Source organism: Thalassobaculum sp. (assembly GCF_040219615.1).
In the GTDB taxonomy this organism is placed as follows: Bacteria; Pseudomonadota; Alphaproteobacteria; order Thalassobaculales; family Thalassobaculaceae; genus Thalassobaculum_A.
Map to the genome: position 1 here is coordinate 214,739 of NZ_JAVJSE010000003.1, position 16,088 is coordinate 230,826.

The 16,088-nt window shown below is 70.3% G+C and carries 13 protein-coding genes; 3 read left to right on the forward strand and 10 right to left on the reverse strand.

Annotation, left to right across the window (positions count from 1 at the left end; translation table 11 throughout):
- Window positions 1-23 precede the first annotated feature (23 nt).
- The 5 genes from RIC31_RS01670 to RIC31_RS01690 all read right to left on the reverse strand — a co-directional run bounded on the left by RIC31_RS01670 (window position 24) and on the right by RIC31_RS01690 (window position 9,484).
- Window positions 24-3,053 (reverse strand): hypothetical protein, encoded by a 3,030-nt coding sequence (locus RIC31_RS01670; RefSeq protein ID WP_350100404.1) that lies wholly within the window; start codon window positions 3,051-3,053, stop codon window positions 24-26.
- Entirely contained in the window at window positions 3,050-5,512 is a 2,463-nt protein-coding gene (locus RIC31_RS01675; protein ID WP_350100406.1) for a hypothetical protein, read from the reverse strand. The genes RIC31_RS01670 and RIC31_RS01675 overlap by 4 nt, the downstream gene beginning before the upstream one ends.
- Window positions 5,490-7,637 carry a hypothetical protein gene (locus RIC31_RS01680; protein WP_350100408.1) on the reverse strand — a complete coding sequence of 716 codons (2,148 nt, stop codon included), beginning with the start codon at window positions 7,635-7,637 and terminating at the stop codon, window positions 5,490-5,492. Before RIC31_RS01680 ends, RIC31_RS01675 begins: the two co-directional genes overlap by 23 nt.
- 192 nt (window positions 7,638-7,829) lie before the next feature.
- A complete protein-coding gene (locus RIC31_RS01685) occupies window positions 7,830-8,735 on the reverse strand; it encodes a class I SAM-dependent methyltransferase (RefSeq protein WP_350100410.1) in 906 nt (301 codons plus the stop codon).
- Between the two features lie 14 nt (window positions 8,736-8,749).
- On the reverse strand, window positions 8,750-9,484 hold the full coding sequence (locus tag RIC31_RS01690; RefSeq protein WP_350100412.1) for a methyltransferase domain-containing protein: 735 nt from the start codon (window positions 9,482-9,484) through the stop codon (window positions 8,750-8,752).
- A 201-nt stretch (window positions 9,485-9,685) separates the two neighbouring features.
- Here RIC31_RS01690 and RIC31_RS01695 point away from each other — a divergent pair, with 201 nt between their 5' ends.
- Together RIC31_RS01695 and RIC31_RS01700 are read left to right on the forward strand one after the other, a co-directional pair.
- Window positions 9,686-10,006 carry a hypothetical protein gene (locus tag RIC31_RS01695; protein WP_350100414.1) on the forward strand — a complete coding sequence of 107 codons (321 nt, stop codon included), beginning with the start codon at window positions 9,686-9,688 and terminating at the stop codon, window positions 10,004-10,006.
- Between the two features lie 118 nt (window positions 10,007-10,124).
- Entirely contained in the window at window positions 10,125-11,201 is a 1,077-nt protein-coding gene (locus tag RIC31_RS01700) for a peptidase C39 family protein (RefSeq protein WP_350100417.1), read from the forward strand.
- 19 nt (window positions 11,202-11,220) lie between these two features.
- Here RIC31_RS01700 and RIC31_RS01705 read toward each other — a convergent pair whose 3' ends face one another.
- The 5 genes from RIC31_RS01705 to RIC31_RS01725 form a co-directional block, all read right to left on the reverse strand.
- Window positions 11,221-11,682 (reverse strand): RES family NAD+ phosphorylase, encoded by a 462-nt coding sequence (locus tag RIC31_RS01705; protein ID WP_350100419.1) that lies wholly within the window; start codon window positions 11,680-11,682, stop codon window positions 11,221-11,223.
- Complete coding sequence (locus RIC31_RS01710; protein WP_350100421.1) at window positions 11,682-12,119, reverse strand: Xre family toxin-antitoxin system antitoxin; 438 nt, start codon at window positions 12,117-12,119, stop codon at window positions 11,682-11,684. Before RIC31_RS01710 ends, RIC31_RS01705 begins: the two co-directional genes overlap by 1 nt.
- Before the next feature lie 68 nt (window positions 12,120-12,187).
- Window positions 12,188-13,297: a 5-methyltetrahydropteroyltriglutamate--homocysteine S-methyltransferase gene (locus RIC31_RS01715; protein ID WP_350100423.1), complete on the reverse strand. Its 1,110-nt coding sequence runs from the start codon at window positions 13,295-13,297 to the stop codon at window positions 12,188-12,190.
- A gap of 65 nt (window positions 13,298-13,362) precedes the next feature.
- Window positions 13,363-14,088, reverse strand: a complete 726-nt coding sequence (locus tag RIC31_RS01720; protein WP_350100425.1) for a GntR family transcriptional regulator — start codon at window positions 14,086-14,088, stop codon at window positions 13,363-13,365.
- A gap of 139 nt (window positions 14,089-14,227) precedes the next feature.
- A complete protein-coding gene (locus tag RIC31_RS01725; RefSeq protein ID WP_350100427.1) occupies window positions 14,228-15,064 on the reverse strand; it encodes an amidohydrolase family protein in 837 nt (278 codons plus the stop codon).
- A gap of 41 nt (window positions 15,065-15,105) precedes the next feature.
- Between RIC31_RS01725 and RIC31_RS01730 the strand changes: the two genes are divergently transcribed.
- Window positions 15,106-15,933 (forward strand): carbon-nitrogen hydrolase family protein, encoded by an 828-nt coding sequence (locus RIC31_RS01730; protein ID WP_350100429.1) that lies wholly within the window; start codon window positions 15,106-15,108, stop codon window positions 15,931-15,933.
- Window positions 15,934-16,088: the final 155 nt, after the last annotated feature.

Sequence of the window (16,088 nt, forward strand, 5' to 3'; positions counted from 1 at the left end):
GCGGCGCCGTCGACGCTCCGGGTTCATGTCAGCCCCAGGACGGCATCCATGGCGGCATAGGCCTTGCGGCGCAGTTCCTCGTTCGGATCGCCCTCGGGAACCGGTTCCTCGCTGCGCTGCAGTGCGGCCTTGAACGAGGCCGGCGACGTCAGGTCGACCGGCAGGCAGTACGGCCGGACTTCCTGCGGATGCCGGTCCAGCAGTTCCTGCGGCATGAGCGTATAGCTTCCGGCCGAGATCGCATCGAGCACCTTGGTCTTGAACCCGTATCCGAAGGGCGACAGCAGCGCCATCGAGGTCGCCTCGCTCATCAGGGCGATCGGGTTCTCGACCCGGCCGACGAACCGGCAGCGCGACGAGCGGGCGGCGTAGCGCTCGTCCAGGCTGCCGGTCACGGTGAAGTTCCAGTCGCCCGGGTCGTCGAGGCCGTCGACCAGCCGGACGAAGTTGCGGACCGCATCGTAGATGACCGGTCCGGGACTGGCCGAGGTCAGGCACACGCAGCGGCGCGGCTTCGGCGCCGGGATCGGCCCCTGGTAGATCAGGTCGCGCGGCAGGAAGTAGGGAACGGTGGAGACTTTGCTCCGCGGCCCGATGCGGGGCCAGTAATGCTCGGTCTCCCAGTCGGAGATGCTGAGGATGTGGTCGGCCAGCCCGATGGCGCCGACGTCGTAGCGCCAGTGGGCGAATACGTTGCCGCCCCGGGTAACGGCCTCGCGAGGGTCCAACCAAGCCAGCCTGCTCCCGCGTTCCATCAGCAGCGACGCGGTATGCGTATGGATCCGATGCAGAACTTCGGCGTTGTGGGACCGGACCAGCAGCTTCGCCCTGGGGAAGCGCTCGCGCAGATAGCGCATCAGCGGATGGTGCAGCATCGCCTCGACGATGATGACCTGCGGGTCGTTGTGCCGCTCGGAGTCCAGTCGCTCGATCACCTCGCCGTAGCGCCAGTCGAAGGCGAGTTCGGTGATCACCCGGAAGCCGCGGTCGCGCAGGTATTGCTGCCGGGCGGCCTGATCCTTGTTGCTGCCGTGATACCGCAGGTCCGGCTGCAGGAACTGGTGCCGCGTCAGATGCAGGGCGATCGGCGTCGCCGCCCGCAGGATGCTCGGCATTCCGGGAACCGTCAGGCGGAGCGCCGGCTTCGCCGCGAGCGCGGGGCCGACCGCGGCTTCCAGCGCATTCAGCGCCGGCGCCGCCGCGTCGAGTGCCGCGTTTATCGTGCTGACAACGAAGTCGGTGTCCGACTCCCGGTCCGGGGCCGGCTGCTCGGCCGTCCCGATGCCCGCCGAATGCAGCAGATCCAGGCCCGACGCCAGGACCGCCGCGGACCGCAGCTCGACGCCCGGCCAGTTCGGCTGGGCCTTGACGGTGGCGCCGTCGGCGCGGCGGGCGAATATCGTCACCCGCCCGGCAACCCGCTTCGACGGGAGCGCGACCACGATCCGCGCCGACCGGCCGCGTTCGATCAGCTCCTGGGTGTCCGGCTGCCCGTCGGCCGACGCCACGACCAGGGCCGACGGCTCGGGGTAGCCCGATGGGACCGCGATCTCCAGGACCAGCGAGCGGATCGCCGCGCTGGGTGGAATCGCGAACCAGAAGGAGGTATGGACAAGGTTGCCGTCGCGCAGCCCGAGCAGCACCTCCCGCGACGGTCCCGGGGCGCGTCCGGCCCGCCCGAGCCGCTCGAACAGCGGGCACAGGGGCTCCTCGGAACCGGCGTCGGCGAGGGCGGGAAACGCCTGGCGGATCGTCGCGCCGGTAGCCCTGGCGGCCTCGAACGGATGCTCCATCACCGACCGGCAGACCGCGCTTGCCGATGACGGATCGTCGGCATCGTAGCGGTTGTCCTTGTCCTCGCCGACGCGAAGGGCGGCGGACTGCCGCGCACTGACGAGCGCGCGCCGGCGGGCCAGCGCGTCCTCGATCAGGCCCGGGAGCATCCCGTGCCGGTCGGCCTCGAGAAATGCCGCGCAGTTCTCGGTCAGCCATCGCCAGGTCGCCGGCGCCGGGTCCTCGACGACGGCCAGACGCTCGGCAGCGCCGGACAAAGCAGAGCGAAGCCTGGTCTCGCCGCCGGCAGCGACCACCGCCACCAGCCACGGTTCCCCGGGAACGTCCCTGAGCCCGTCCAGGGCCGCCGCGGCCACCTCGGCCGGAGCCGACGGACTGGTCATGTCGGCCACCATGAAGGATTTGCCGGCAACCGTCCGCAACGCCAGCGGCAGCTGCGGATCGCCGGCGATCCGGGCGGACGGCGGCAGGTGAAGCAACAGGGCCCGCTCGCGATCCACCTCCCACTCGCCGATCACCGTCGCCCGGTCCGACCGCGTCAGGCAGACCAGGTACTCGCTGACCGCCACGGCCCGCGCCAGCGCCGCACGGCGCCGGGCTCGCTCGCCGTGCCCGGCGCCGTGCGGCTCCACCTCCGGGAGGATGGTGATCGTCCTGAACGCCGGAACGTAGTGGTCGGACGGCCCGAAGGGCGCCAGAAACGTGACGATCGGCAGGTCCCGAAGACGGACCGCCAGGTCGCCGACGATCCGGTCGATGCAGATCCGCGAGACGTTGAAGCGGTCCAGGCGCGACAGCACGTCGTGGTGCGCCTCGCGCGTCAGCAGCCAGAAATCCCAGTCGACAAGCCGTTCGAACACCGACGAAAGATGCACCAGGATCCGGTCCTGCACGGCGGCATTGCCGGTGCCGTAGCGGGTCAGGTCGATCAGCGCTCCGCGGATGGCCGGGCGGATGCGCCGTCCCTCGTCGCGCCCGTGCCTCAAGTAGTGCTCGAAAGCGCAGTTGAAGACCTTTTCGTCGATCGCCGTGGCAATGTCCGGATAGATGCTCCGGTAGTAGCCCTCCTGGAACTGCGGGTTCGGGCTCCGCCCCTCCCGGCAGCCGGCCATCACGTAGTGATGCAGCGGGTCCATGAACCAGCCGCGATCGATCAGGGCCGGCACGTCGCCATGCTCGCGAAGATACCACTGGGCGTCGAACGCGAGTTCGTCCGCCGCCTTCGGCTCGGCCGTCATATCGCCATGCAGCTCGCTCATCGCCGGACCACCGCATGACCGAGCCGGCCGAGCGGCGCGAGCGCGTCGGGATCGCCGCCCGCCTCCTCCAGCCCGGGCAACCCGATTGCCGGATCGAGTAGATGCGCGGTCGACAGGGCATCGGGCGGCCAGAACTCCGCCATCCGGCGCAGCATCGCGCCGCGCCAGAACACCGCGCACAACCGCTCGCAACCGAATGCCCCGAGCCGGTCCAGCGCCTCGACCGGGCCGGTCAGGTCGCGCGTCCCCACGACCGTGTCCAGGAGCGCCACGTCGACCGCCACGGCCTGCAGCCGGTCGAGCAGGTAGAGCGGCAGCAGCAGCACGTCGATGTCGTTCAGCAGCGGCAGCACGGCACCGAGCGAATACCCGGTCGCGCTCGCCAGCTTCAGCTCCGGCGCCACCGTGCGCAGATAGGTGGCGGCGCGCAGCAGCGCCTCGGGCTCGTCCAGCAGGATGACCTTGGCGTTCGGGAAGCGCGTCTTGAAGGCGAGCGCGATGCCGCCCCAGCCGGCACCGACGACCGCCAGGGTCCGCCGCTTGCCCTTCAGGAACTCGCCCAGGAAGCCGGCACGGTACAGGGTCAGCAGCGCGTAGCGGACCACGGCGCCGGACAGGTTGATCCGGCCGGCCTTGCCGCCGTAGCCGTAAAGGCCGAGGCCTTCCGGCTCGCCCGGCCACAGGGCCTGATCGTCCCCTTCGGCCAGGGCGGCATGCAACGCGCGCACCGCATTCTCGTGACCCTCGTCGCCCGCGGCGTAGTCCTCGGGCGCGTCGCCCATCGCACGGCCGGCGCCCGCGCGAAGCTCGGCCACCGCCAGCGCGCCGGCATCCATCCAGCCCGAGGCCGTCTCGGCGTCTCGCCCGGCTTCGTCGAGCATGGCGCAGGCGACGTCCCGCGCATCGAGGTAGTTCCTGAACGCGTCGTCGGCCCGCGCTTCCCAGATCCGGTCGGCGATGCGTTGCGAAGAGCCCACGGCCCCTCGATCCTGCGCGGCTCGAGGCTTCACCATCGCGACTATCCTCTCGGCCATGACATCCCCCGCGCTTCGGTCGACTCCCCGGGGCCGGGCGAACCAGGCCTTGAAGCCTCGGCGGCGGTGACGTGTTACATCGATCCCGTCGAGCAGATCGGTCAGATTGCGCTCGACGGCGCGCAGGTCCTCGCACACCACCATCACGTCGCGGTCGGCAAGCACCTTGAAATGGTTGGCCAGACGCTGGGTGCGGTCGTATTCGCGCAGCAGCGGCGTCAGGCACGGGCAGTCGGCCAGCAGCGAGTCGGACATCGCGGTGGTGTTGATCCCGATGGTCGCCGTGGCGTGCGCGAGCATGCTGCGGAACTCGTGGTGCAGTCCCGCCGTCTGCGGCAGGGCCCCCTCGCGCGGCCAGGTCACCACGCCGTCGAGCCGGAGACGCCGGAACACCTGGGCATTCGCCGGGTGCGGCCGGATGACGATGCTGGTCCGGCGCAGCCGGGGATCGTCCGACCGCCTCAGCTCGGCATGGATCCCCTCCACCACCCAGGCCTCGTCCTTGGCGATGTTACGGCTGGAACCGAGATAGATCACATAGGGTTGTCCGGGATCGATCCCCATGCGTTCGCACAGGCTCTCCCGGTCCTCGGGCTCGGCGTCGTCGAACCATCGCTCCAGGAAGGGCGACCCGGCGATGCAGCAGACGTCCTCCGGGAAGCCGTGAAATTCGCGGATGTCGTCGTAGTGGATCTCGTTCCAGAGGAACACCTGGTCCGGAACGACATGGTGGACGCCCTTGGTGCTCAGGTTGTCCCAGGTCATGGTGTGCAGGGCGACCGGCATCGACAGCCGCTTGGCGGCCTTCACATACTCGATCTCCTCGGAGAACCGCATGTTCGACGGAGACACCACGACGACGGCGGGGGCCTCCTCGCGCAGATGCGCGACCACACCGGCATCCGCTGGCGTGACCCGCTCGAGCAGGCGCAGCGCGGTATCGACCGCCGGCGCCGTCAGCAGGGCCTGGAAACGCTCGACCTTGCGCCGGCGGCGGATCCACTCCGGAACGTAGCCGAGCCAGCGATTGACGTAGAACTCCGTCGTGCGCGGACCGCGCCGCAGGTAGTTCGCATAGGACCGGATCTCACGGGCCGGGAAGATCCATCGCCGCCAGCGGTCGGACCGCCTGACCGACCATCCGATCTCGACCTGCGGGTACCGCATGCGGAACGCGTTGAGCGCGTCGTCCTGGAACTGGATGGTCTGCTTGGAGGACCAAGCCTGGTCGAACAGCACCTTGACCCGGGCCCCGCGCCGCAGCAGCGCGACGATCACCGCCTCGTGGTAGACGAAATGCGCGATCGCCCGGCAGACGTACAGCACCTTCGGCCCCGGACCGGCGTTCGGCCCCAGGCGCGCGCCGGACTCCAGTCCGACCGGCAGCGGCGGCGGGCCGGCGTCAGATATCCGCAGAACGGTCATGGCGCCCCTCCTGCCATCCGGCGTCCCGGAACCCGAGCACGCGGTCGAGTGACCGGAACGCCTCGGCCCGGGCCGCCTCCATGTCGACGCCGCCCGGATCCCGGTCCAGCCGGTCGAGGGCCCCGGCCTTCGAAATCGACCTCGGCAGCGCCGCCACGTGACCGCTTGCGGACGGCCCGGTCGGGTTGTCGACCAGGACACGGAAGCCGAGGATGCGTGCGGCGGTCGTCAGCCCGCCGATGTCCGAGAGCGCGATCGCCGGAGCCAGGACGAGGCGCGTCGAATGCAGAATCCGCGGCAGGTCGACCGCAGGGTCGCACCAGCCGAGCGAAGGATGCGGTTCGTCCAGCCCGAGATCGGCTTCGATATGCGAGCGCAGCCGCGGCGACGCGCTGATCACCACAGTCCAGCCATCGCGCAGCAGTGTCGGGATCGCGCCCTTCGCCAGCCCGTGACGACGGATCCGGTTCTCGAGAACGGCCACCGTGTCGATGTGCAGGACGAGTTGGCGCGGCCGGCTCGGATAGGGGCGAGGGAGCCGGCGGTAGATCGCGGGCAGGAATCTGGGAACATAGTCGATCCGGCCGGGCGCGACGCCACCGGCACGATAGTATGCGGCATCCCCGGGCCCGGCCACGACCACCCGGTCCGCGGCAAGCGCGCAGGCCAGGTCGTCCGGCCGTTCGCGCGGGGCGACCGCCCGTCCGCCGGCCGCCGCGCCCTGGTACAGGCGGACGACGTGGCGGCTGCGCTCCAGCCCGTCGGTCAGCAGCGCCGGCGCCCGCGGCGACGTCAGCAGGACGAACCTGTGGTCGAACAGGTCCTGCTTGCGCATGCGGCCGGCGTCGCTCGTCGTGCCCAGCGGCAACTCGAGGAAATCGACCCGGAAGCCGCGAAGCTCCAGGTACTCTCGCCAGGCCGCCACATCCAGCGTGTCGCGACCGGTCCATGACCGCTCGGCATCGAAGGTCGAGACGACCAGGCAACGCGGAACCGCCACCGGCGCCAGCGTCGGCAGCGCCGGCAGGCCGAACTCGTAGGCCGGCCGCGCCGATACCAGGATGTCCGCCCGGGTCATGAACCGTCCGAGGGCCCGCTTCGCCTGGGCCAGGTCGCTGTTGAGGTCGATGATCGCCAGCGCGTCGTGAGGCGTGTCGGTATCGAGCGGAGCCACGACGAGATCGACCGGCGCGGACTCGATCCGCGCCAGCACGATCCGGCTCAGGGCACGGGCGCCGGACTTGCTGGGCCGCAGCGTGATCCTGGTCGGGCCGGTGCCGATCCGCAGCACCGCCCGGACCGGATGCCCGACCGAGACATCCACCTTCTGCGACGTGCCATTGGCCTCCAGCACCAGCACTTCCCTGGCAAGGCCGCTCGCCGTCGGCAGGTCGACCGCCACCGTCACCACCCGTGCCGCATCGCTGGCCGGTACCAGGATCGACATGCCGGCGCCGACGATCCCGTTCGACTCGTCACCGACCAGGCGGCTGCGCGCCCGCAAGCGGGCGAACCAGGCGGCCATTTCCGCGGCAACGGCGACGCGCTCGGCGGTCAGCGCCAGTTCCATCGGGTCAAGTGCCCGGCCCGGATTAAGCGCCAGCACCGGGTCCCCGGACGGCGCCACCGGTTGGCGCGACGCGTCGGCCCGGTCGTTCAGTTCGATCACCCCGACGCCGTCCGGCGGCACGATCCCCTCGGCGCCCAGCCGCACGACGTAGGACGGCCGTTCGGCAAGGACCCTCTCGCTGGCCTCCGACAGGACGCCTGGAGCCCGCACCCACTCGACCCAGGGATGCAGGCCCGAACCCGCCGGAAGCTTCCATCCCGTCATCAGCAGGACCCGCCACGCGGGACGCGCGCGCTGGATCGCCGAGGCCAGTGCGATCGTCGACGGACGTCCGTCGATCGGCGTGCGGCAGCCGTCGATCACACAGCACGGACCGGGGGGCACGCCACGCCGCCCCTCCTGCTCGCCGTTCTTCAGGAAATGGTGATAGCCGCATGCGAAGGCCGATGCCTCGAGGGCGGCGGCAACATCGGGATTGGCGGCGAGATAGTAGGCCTCGTCGAATGCCGGGGTCGGATCGCGACGTTCGGCCGCACCGACCCAAATATAGTCCAACAGGGCACTCCCCAGGAATCGCTCCTGAGCGCGCTCGCGAACGACATCGCTCTGAGCCAGATAAAATGCTCCGTCGAACCTGGTCAATGTCCCCGACCGGATTGTCTCGCCTCAGACATCTCGCAACAATCGCCGGACCATCTCCCGGCGATCACTCCCCACCGAGAACTATCAACGGCGCGGCCACGCACTTCAACGGCCATCTGTCGCAGCATTCGCCGGGCTGTCGGATTCGCGCGTCCCCATGCCGGAAGGCCGCCGCTCGGCGACGATCACGTCCTGGTAGGTCAGGCCGCCGCCTGCGCCGGACCAGGTTCCGCGCAGCAGCGGCTTGCCGACCGAGAACCCGTTGCCCTCCAGGATGCTTTCGACGTAGTCGCGCCGGAAGGCGACCGCCGAGCCCGGCGGATGCCCGACGGCGCCCGCCGTCATGCGGGCGCCCGCGTCCGGAAAGGTCAGCCGCGCCCCGCCCCGTCCCATCGCCTCGACCGAGACATCGTCCAGCAGGAAGAAGGTCGCGAACAGCCGGCCGCCGGTCCGCAGCAGCGATGACAACTGCCTCACCAGGGACTTGAAATCATGGCGCGACAGGTGCGTGAACACCGACGTGGCGATGACGAAGTCGAAGCTGCCCGCGGCGAACGGCAGGGGATGCTCCCACGGGGACGCCTTGCCGGAGGGGTTGTAGAGCGGGTTGCTGTAATCGACGTGACGGAAGGTGAAGTTCGGATAGACCTTCGAGATGCGGCGGCGGCACCAGGCCAGTCCCTGCCGGTTGACGTCGACCCCGACATAGCTCGCGCCCGGCGACAGGTACTGGGTCAGCGGCAGCGCCATCCGGCCGATCCCGCAGCCGTAGTCGAGCACGTCGCTGTCCGGCCGCAGCCCGCCGTGGCGGATGAAATGTTCCAGGAACTCCGCCCCGATCGCCCGGAAGTCACCGTCCCCGACGAAGCTCTGCTCGGCCTTGGGTATCGGCAGGAAGCGGTTGCTCTCGACGACCCGCCGGTACAGCGCCGGGATGTCCGGTGCCGCAACAGCCTCCCCGACCGCCGATCCGGTGTCCGCGATCTCAGCCTTCCTGCGGCGGCGCGCCACGGCCCGTGCTCCCGTCATTTCCGCCGCAGGGCAATGAACATGAACGTATATCGCCGATCGACCCGCTCCCAGTGGATGACCTTCTCCTCGGTGTCGAGTTCGAGCGGCGCCGCCAGGCTGAAGCCGCGCTCCTGAGCCAGGCGAACATACTCACGTATGCCATCCGGTTCGAACACTTTCATCTCGCCACCGTCCGGGCCGTAGGGAAAGATCCCGCCGCAGTCGACCGGCTCGGACCAGTAGTCGGTGGAGGTCAGAAGAAGCCCGCCGCGCTTGAGCAGCCGCGCCATTTCGTCGAGATAGGCCGCCAGGTCGACGTTGTGCTCGATCACCGAGATCGAGGTGATGGTGCTGAAGAACTCCGACTCGTAGCTCGTCCGGGTCAGGTCCTGGATCGAGAAGCGGATTCCGTAAGGCTCGAAGTACGACGGGTCCTTGGCCAGCAGGTCGCATGCATACAGGTTCCGGAACCCCAGAATCGAGAGCCAGCGGTTGATCACGCTGCGGCTCGACCCGACGTCGAGCACCGGCATGTCCGGCTTCTTGTGGGACAGCGCGAAGTGCAGGCACTTCAATGTGTCCCAGTTCTTCTGCGGATCGTGGTGCGACGGCAGCCCGAGCCATTCCACCAGTTCGGCTGCGGCAGTCGCCTCGGCGCGGGTCCGCAGCGCCCGGTTCCGGAACACGTTCCTCAGGAAATCCTGGCGCGCCCGTGCCGGGGTCCCCGGTCCCCCGTCCGCTTCCGCCATCGGTCCGCTCCCACCTGGAAAACCCATACACCCCTGCATACTAGGCATCGCCGCGGAGCCGTCCAGGGCCGGGCGCCGCCGGTGCGCCCGAACATTCGGATAATTTTATCCTAATTTTCACGAATTCCCTACTAGGCTCGACGCCGGAGGAGAGGTCGTCCCGCGGCAGCGCGCGGACGGCGACAGCAAACGGGGAAAATCATGACGCGAACTATTGCACTCGCACTTGCGCTTTCGGTGACGATCGGCGGCACAGCCCTGGCCGAGGACCTGGAATTCACCCTGATCAACGGCAGCAATGCCGATGTGACGGCGTTCCACGTGTCGCACGCCGGAACCAGTTCGTGGGAGGAGAACCTGATCGCGGGCGGCTTCCTGCCGGTCGGCAACGAGATTGATATTCTGATCGCCGACGGCCGCAGCACATGCATCTACGACGTCCGCACCGAGTTCGCAGACGGTCAGACCTTCGAGGACTACGGCCTCGACCTGTGCCAGATGGGCTCCTACACCTTCCAATAGCGGCCATCGGCCAATAGCCACGACCGGCGACCGGGGCTTGCCGAGTCCCCGGCGCCGGGCCTCTACTGTCCGGGGACGCGGCCCGCGATCCGGCGATGCGCCCTGGGGAACCCGCAGCATGGACAGTGCAGGCCTGCCGGCGGACGGGCGGCTGGCGCCGATCGTGGCGAGCGCCGGCGGCGTCGCTGTCGCCGGCGTGGTGCGCAGCGCCACCGGGCTCGCCCGCATCCTGGAGATCGACGGCCCCGGGGCCGAGGCGGCACCGGCGCTGGCGGGCTTCGTCGAGGCCGCCGCGGCGCGCGGATGCACCGTGGTAAGGGCCGAGCTCGCGATCGGCGACCCGGCGACAGCGGCGCTGCGGGCGGCCGGCTTCCACCCCGTCGACCCGGCCGTGCACGCCGCCCAGCCGGCCCGCCCGGTGCGGCGGTTCGAGCGTCGGCTCGACGCCTCGACGCCCCGCACCCTGCCCTACTACGCCCAGTCGACCTGGTTCACCTGCGGCGCGGTCGCCCTGATGCTGGCCCATCGCCGCCTCGACCCGGCGGCCCCGGTCGACCGCCGCACCGAGATCGACCTGTGGCGCCAGGCGACCACCGTGCACGCCCCGCGCGGCCCCGGCGGCTGCGACCCGTTCGGGGTCGCCTGCGTCGGCGCCCGGCTCGGGCTCGGCGTGCGCGTAGTCTCGAGCACCGAGGGCCCGTTCTTCATGGGCCGCGCCTACGAGGACTCCCAGCTCGAGCTGATGCGCTTCGTGCAGGCCGGCTTCCGCGCCGAGGCCGCCGAGCGCGGCGTCGCCAGCGAAATCCGGGAATGGACCCACGCCGACCTCGCCGCGACTGTCGCCGCCGGCGGCTCCGCCATCGTGCTGATCGACCAGACGATGTTCCACGGCGAGGCGATCCCGCACTGGGTACTGGTGCACGGGACCGACGGCGACGCTGGCTACGTTGTCGACGACCCCTGGGTCGAGCCCGACGACCGCGAGACCGACACCGACCGCTACGACCTGCCGGTCCCGGCCGACGCCCTCGACCGCATGGCGTGGTGGGGGGCGGTGTCGGTGCGGGCGACGGTGCTGGTGGAGGGGTTGGCATCCTGCTCGAGCCGATCCGATCGAGGACCGCAGGCATCGGACCGAGGAGCGAGCGCCAAGCCATGGGCCGGACTCCGGCAGGCATCGGCCATCGACCGGTAGCCGCCCCACGCCGGCCCGGCTACAGGAGCCGCACGTCGAGTTCGAACCTCATCATGTCCACGAGGCGTATCCGAGCGGTGTCCGGATGCTCGTGGCTGATGACCACGTTCAGGTCCGGTGAGCCCGGCAGCGGGACGATCGCGGACGGGACCTGCAGGAGCGGGGTCGCACGGAGACCGTGCCAGCCGTCCCCGCGGCGCTGGGTCCAGCCTTCCATCCGCCGCCAGTCGAGCGGCAGGTCGTCGACCCGGAGCCTTTCGACCGCGAGGTCGTCCGGCGCCTCGTAGACGACCATGACGAGGTCCGGCAGCAACGACGGATCCTCCACATGCACCAGCTTTTCGAGCACGCAGAGCGCCGGCGAGGTCGCGCAGTAGGTGACCGCATGGCCGACGCTGTTCCAACGGCCGTCGTACAGCAGGCCATAGCCGCCGTCGAAGGCTTCCGCATGCCGCGTCCCCGACAACCGCCAGAGCCGCATCAGGCGGCGGCACCCCAGGCGATCTTGCCGAGGATGGTCTCGACCAGCCGAACACCCGCCTCGGTCTGAGAGAGCGTCAGCGGCGTCTCGTTGCCGAGCTCGGCCAGCGGCCGGCGCAGCCAGATGGCAGCCTTGTCGGGTTGGCCGAAGCAGTCCTCGGCAAGGGCCTGAATCCGCATCAGGCGGACGGCACGCTCTGACTCCTCGACCGTCAGAGACTGCCGCTTCGCCACCCGGTGCCGGCGGGTCCGTTGCGGGATCACCAACTGCTCGATCTCCCGCTCGCTCAAACCGGCCTTCGCGAGGCCGCCCAGAGCCTCCAGGGGAAGCCGCCGGCGGACCAGCTGTACCAGGTCGCCCTGCGAGCGTACGTCGACGCCCAGCACCGCCCGGCCACCCAGTTTGCGGGCCACTTCCTCGACGATCGCGATCGACATCGGAGCCTCCTTGGTTGCCCGGCCAACTGCCCTCATATTGGGCAGCAGATGGCCGGGCAACAAGCCCCCTACCCCCACACCTCCTCCGCCACCTCCTTCAGCAGCGCCAGCTTGCGCCACTGGTCGGACTCGGTCAGGTCGTTGCCGTGGGCGGTCGAGGAGAAGCCGCATTGCGGGCTGACGCAGAGCTGGTCGAGCGGCACGTATTTCGCCGCCTCCTCGATCCGGCGCTCCAGGTCGGCCTTGGATTCCAGCTCCGGGTGCTTGGTGGTCATCAGGCCGAGCACGACGCGCTTGCCCTTCGGCACGAAGCGCAGCGGCGCGAAGTCGCCGGAACGCTGGTCGTCGTATTCCAGGAAGAAGCCGTCGATGTTCATCTCGTTGAACAGGATCTCGGCCACCGGCTCGTAGCCGCCCTGCGCCACCCAGGCGCTCTTGAAGTTGCCGCGGCACAGATGCACGCAGACCTTCATGTCGGCCGGGCGGCTCTTGATCGCCTCGTTAAACAGCCGGCAGTAGGTGTGGGTCAGCTCGTCCGGGTCGTCGCCGCGCGCCCGCGTGCTCTCGCGGATCGAGTCGTCGCACAGATAGGCGAGGTTGGTGTCGTCCATCTGCAGGTAGCGGCAGCCGCGCGCCGCCAGGTCGGCGATCTCGTCGGCATAGGCGGCCGAGAGATCCGCGTAGAAGTCGTCCAGGCTGGGATACACCGCCTCGTCGATCGCCTTGCGGCCGCCGCGGAAGTGCAGCATCGACGGCGACGGGATCGTCACCTTCGGGGTGCGCGTGGTGGCGGCTTTCAGGAAGTCGAAGTCGCGGCCCTGGATCGGCTCGTCATGGGTGATCTTGCCGGTGATGTGCATGGTCGGCGGCTTGAAGCCGACGGTGGTGCCGTCGTCCTTGCGGAACGCCGCCTTGAACTCGCCCTCCTCGATCGTCACCCCGCCCAGGCGCTGCAGGAAGTCGGTGTGGAAGAAGGTCCGGCGGTACTCGCCGTCGGTGACCGCGTCGAGGCCGACCTCCTCCTGCCGGCGCACCACCTCGCGGATGCAGTCGTCCTCGACCGCACGCAGCTCGTCGGCGCTGCACTTGCCCTCCATGGCGCGGGCCCGGGCCTCCTGCAGCCGGGCTGGGCGCAGCAGGCTGCCGACATGGTCGAAGCGGAACGGGGCGGCATCCATGGTGATCTCCTCCAACAGTCTTCTTTGTCGCGGTGTTCTTTGTCGTTGTCGGTCGGCAGGGCCGGTCAGACCGCGTCCCTGAGGCGGATCAGGGCGGCGCCGGGCACGCCGTCGAGCAGGCTGCGGTCGCTGCGCGCCAGGTCGAGGTTGCGGCGCGCCAGCCGGGCATGCTCGCGGGCCAGGCCCTCGGCGCGCGCGCCCTCGCGGTTCTCGATGGCCTCCAGGATGGTTCGGTGCTGGTCCTGCGCCACGATCAGCATCTCGCGCGAGCGCGGCAGCTCGGACTGCGCGAAGAAGAACGCCGACGGCGAGGCGAAGGGCAGCGAGGTGGCGTGGTCGAGGGCGCGTTCCAGGGCGGTGCTCTTGGCCAGCCCCAGAAGCAGGCGGTGGAAGCGCTGGTTCAGCGACACATAGGCGCTGAATCCGCCGGCGCCGCTGTCCGGGCCGACCACCGCGTCGAGCTGGCGCACGCAGGTGCGCAGGGCGTCGAGCTCGGAGCGCCGGCCCAGCCGCTCGCTGGCCAGCCGGGCGGCGGTGCCCTCCAGCACGCCGCGCAGCTCGATGGCGTCGACGATCTCGTCGTAGCCGAACGCCTTGACCACATAGCCGCCGCTCGGCAGCGCCTCCAGCAGGCCCTCGTGCTCCAGCTTGACCAGGGCGAGACGGACCGGCGTGCGCGACACCCCGAGCCGCTCGACCAGCGGCAGCTCGGAGACCCGGTCGCCGGGCCGCAGGTCGCCGTTCAGGATCAGGTCGCGGAGCTTCAGCAGGGCGTCCAGCGACTGGCTCATGGGATGGGCTCCACGGCTGCGTGCGAACTGTATACAGACGAGAACGGTATCGGCTGGTATGGCAGAGTCAAGGGCTCCAGGACACCACACTCGGACGTTCGTCGGGATTTGGTGTATACAGCAACGACCATATGCGGGCTCACCGGTCCAGACGGTACACCCGCATCGCGTTGCCGCCGAGCACCGCCGCCCGCTCGGCGGCGGACAGGCCGGCCAGGTAGCAGCGCACTGCCGAAACCCAGTCGTCATATGATCCTACGAGGGTCAGCACCGGCCAGTCGCTGCCGAAGACCAGGCGGTCCGGGCCGAAGCAGGACAGCAGGTGATCGACCCAGGGGCGCAGGCCGTCGGCAGTCCATTCAGGGCCGGCCTCGGTGGCCAATCCCGACAGCTTGCATACAGACCGGCCGTCGGCGGCGATCGCCGCGATATCCCGCGCCCAGGGCTCGAAGGCGCGGTCTCGGATCGCCGGCTTGGCGCCGTGGTCGACGACGATCCGCAGTTCCGGGTGGCGGTCGCGCAGCCGGGCCAGCCGCGGCAGGTGGCGCGGCAGCACCAGGGCGTCGAACGCGAGGTCGTGCCCGACCATCGCCCGCAGCGCCGGTGCCAGGTCTTCCCGCAGCAGCCAGTCGTCGTCGGCGATGTCCTGCACCATCGGCCGCAGCCCGACCAACTTCGGATGCGCGGCCAGCGCGGCGATCCGCTCGGGCGCGTCGGGCGCCGCCAGATCGGTCCAGCCGACCACGCCGCGCACGAAGCCGTTTGCCTCGGCGAGGTCGAGCAGGAAGCCGGTCTCCGCCTCGGTCGGCGCAGCCTGCACCAGCACCGTGCCGGCGACCCCGTTGGCGGCCATCAGCGGTGCCAGGTCGCCCGGCAGAAAGTCGCGGTACAGCGGCGCCAGGTCGGGCGTCAGCCAGCCGTAGTCGGCGCGGGCCGGCCGCCAGAAATGCTGGTGGGCGTCGATGATGGCGGACATCGGCCACTCCTTATCTGGCCGCGGCCCCGCATGCCGCGCCGATGGTAAACATAGCCCCGTCGCGCTATGACGGCGACATGCGGATCGCCCTCCTGCAATGCGCCCCCGGTGCGCCCGACACTGCCGCCGGCCTGGCCCGGCTGGACGCCGCGGCGAGCCGTGCCGCCGCCGCCGGTGCGGCGCTGCTGGTGACGCCGGAGATGTTCCTGACCGGCTACGCCATCGGCCCCGAGGCGGTCGCGACGCTCGCCGAACCGGCCGACGGACCGGCCGCCCGCGAGGCCGCCGCGATCGCCCGCCGGCACGGGGTCGCCCTGCTGTACGGCTGGCCCGAGCGGGACGGCGACGCCGTCTACAACGCCGTCCAGCTGATCGACGCCGACGGCCGGCGGCTGGCCGGCTACCGCAAGACCCACCTGTTCGGCGCGGTCGACCGCGGCCAGTTCAGCGCCGGCCGCACCCTGTCGCCGGTGGTCGAGGTCGGTGGCCCCCAGGGCGCTTTCCGGGTCGCCCTGGCGGTCTGCTACGACATCGAGTTCCCGGAGGTCGCCCGCGCCCTGGCGCTGGCCGGGGCCGAGGCGATCCTGGTGCCGACCGCCAACATGGCGCCGTTCCACAGCGTGGCGACCCGGCTGGTGCCGGCCCGGGCCGAGGAGAACACGGTGTTCGTGGCCTATGCCAACTATGTCGGGCACGAGGGTGGGTTCGACTATTGCGGGCTGTCCTGCGTCTGCAGTCCCGACGGCCGCGACCTGGCGCGCGCCGGAACCGGCGAGGAACTGCTGGTCGCCGACCTCGACCGCGCCCGGATCGACGCCGCCCGCACATCGCTCACCTACCTGCGCGACCGCCGGCCGGGGTTGTACTGATGGATCGGACGACGAGACGGCGGGTGGGTCCCGGAGCCGGCTGCTGTCGCAGCCCCTCCGGGATGACGAGGAGTGGCGAGGTCGTCGGCCGCTCTCCTTTCCGTCATCCCGGAGGGCCCGCGTCAGCGGGTGGCTCCGGGACCCACGCAGCGATG

What these genes read in the sequence shown, in the direction of transcription:
- RIC31_RS01670 (WP_350100404.1), bottom strand. Translation starts at nt 3,053, where the DNA reads ATGAGCGAGCTGCATGGCGATATGACGGCCGAGCCGAAGGCGGCGGAC.
- RIC31_RS01675 (WP_350100406.1), bottom strand. Translation starts at nt 5,512, where the DNA reads ATGACCGTTCTGCGGATATCTGACGCCGGCCCGCCGCCGCTGCCGGTC.
- RIC31_RS01690 (WP_350100412.1), bottom strand. Translation starts at nt 9,484, where the DNA reads ATGGCGGAAGCGGACGGGGGACCGGGGACCCCGGCACGGGCGCGCCAG.
- RIC31_RS01695 (WP_350100414.1), top strand. Translation starts at nt 9,686, where the DNA reads ATGACGCGAACTATTGCACTCGCACTTGCGCTTTCGGTGACGATCGGC.
- RIC31_RS01700 (WP_350100417.1), top strand. Translation starts at nt 10,125, where the DNA reads ATGGACAGTGCAGGCCTGCCGGCGGACGGGCGGCTGGCGCCGATCGTG.
- RIC31_RS01705 (WP_350100419.1), bottom strand. Translation starts at nt 11,682, where the DNA reads ATGCGGCTCTGGCGGTTGTCGGGGACGCGGCATGCGGAAGCCTTCGAC.
- RIC31_RS01710 (WP_350100421.1), bottom strand. Translation starts at nt 12,119, where the DNA reads ATGTCGATCGCGATCGTCGAGGAAGTGGCCCGCAAACTGGGTGGCCGG.
- RIC31_RS01715 (WP_350100423.1), bottom strand. Translation starts at nt 13,297, where the DNA reads ATGGATGCCGCCCCGTTCCGCTTCGACCATGTCGGCAGCCTGCTGCGC.
- RIC31_RS01720 (WP_350100425.1), bottom strand. Translation starts at nt 14,088, where the DNA reads ATGAGCCAGTCGCTGGACGCCCTGCTGAAGCTCCGCGACCTGATCCTG.
- RIC31_RS01725 (WP_350100427.1), bottom strand. Translation starts at nt 15,064, where the DNA reads ATGTCCGCCATCATCGACGCCCACCAGCATTTCTGGCGGCCGGCCCGC.
- RIC31_RS01730 (WP_350100429.1), top strand. Translation starts at nt 15,106, where the DNA reads ATGGTAAACATAGCCCCGTCGCGCTATGACGGCGACATGCGGATCGCC.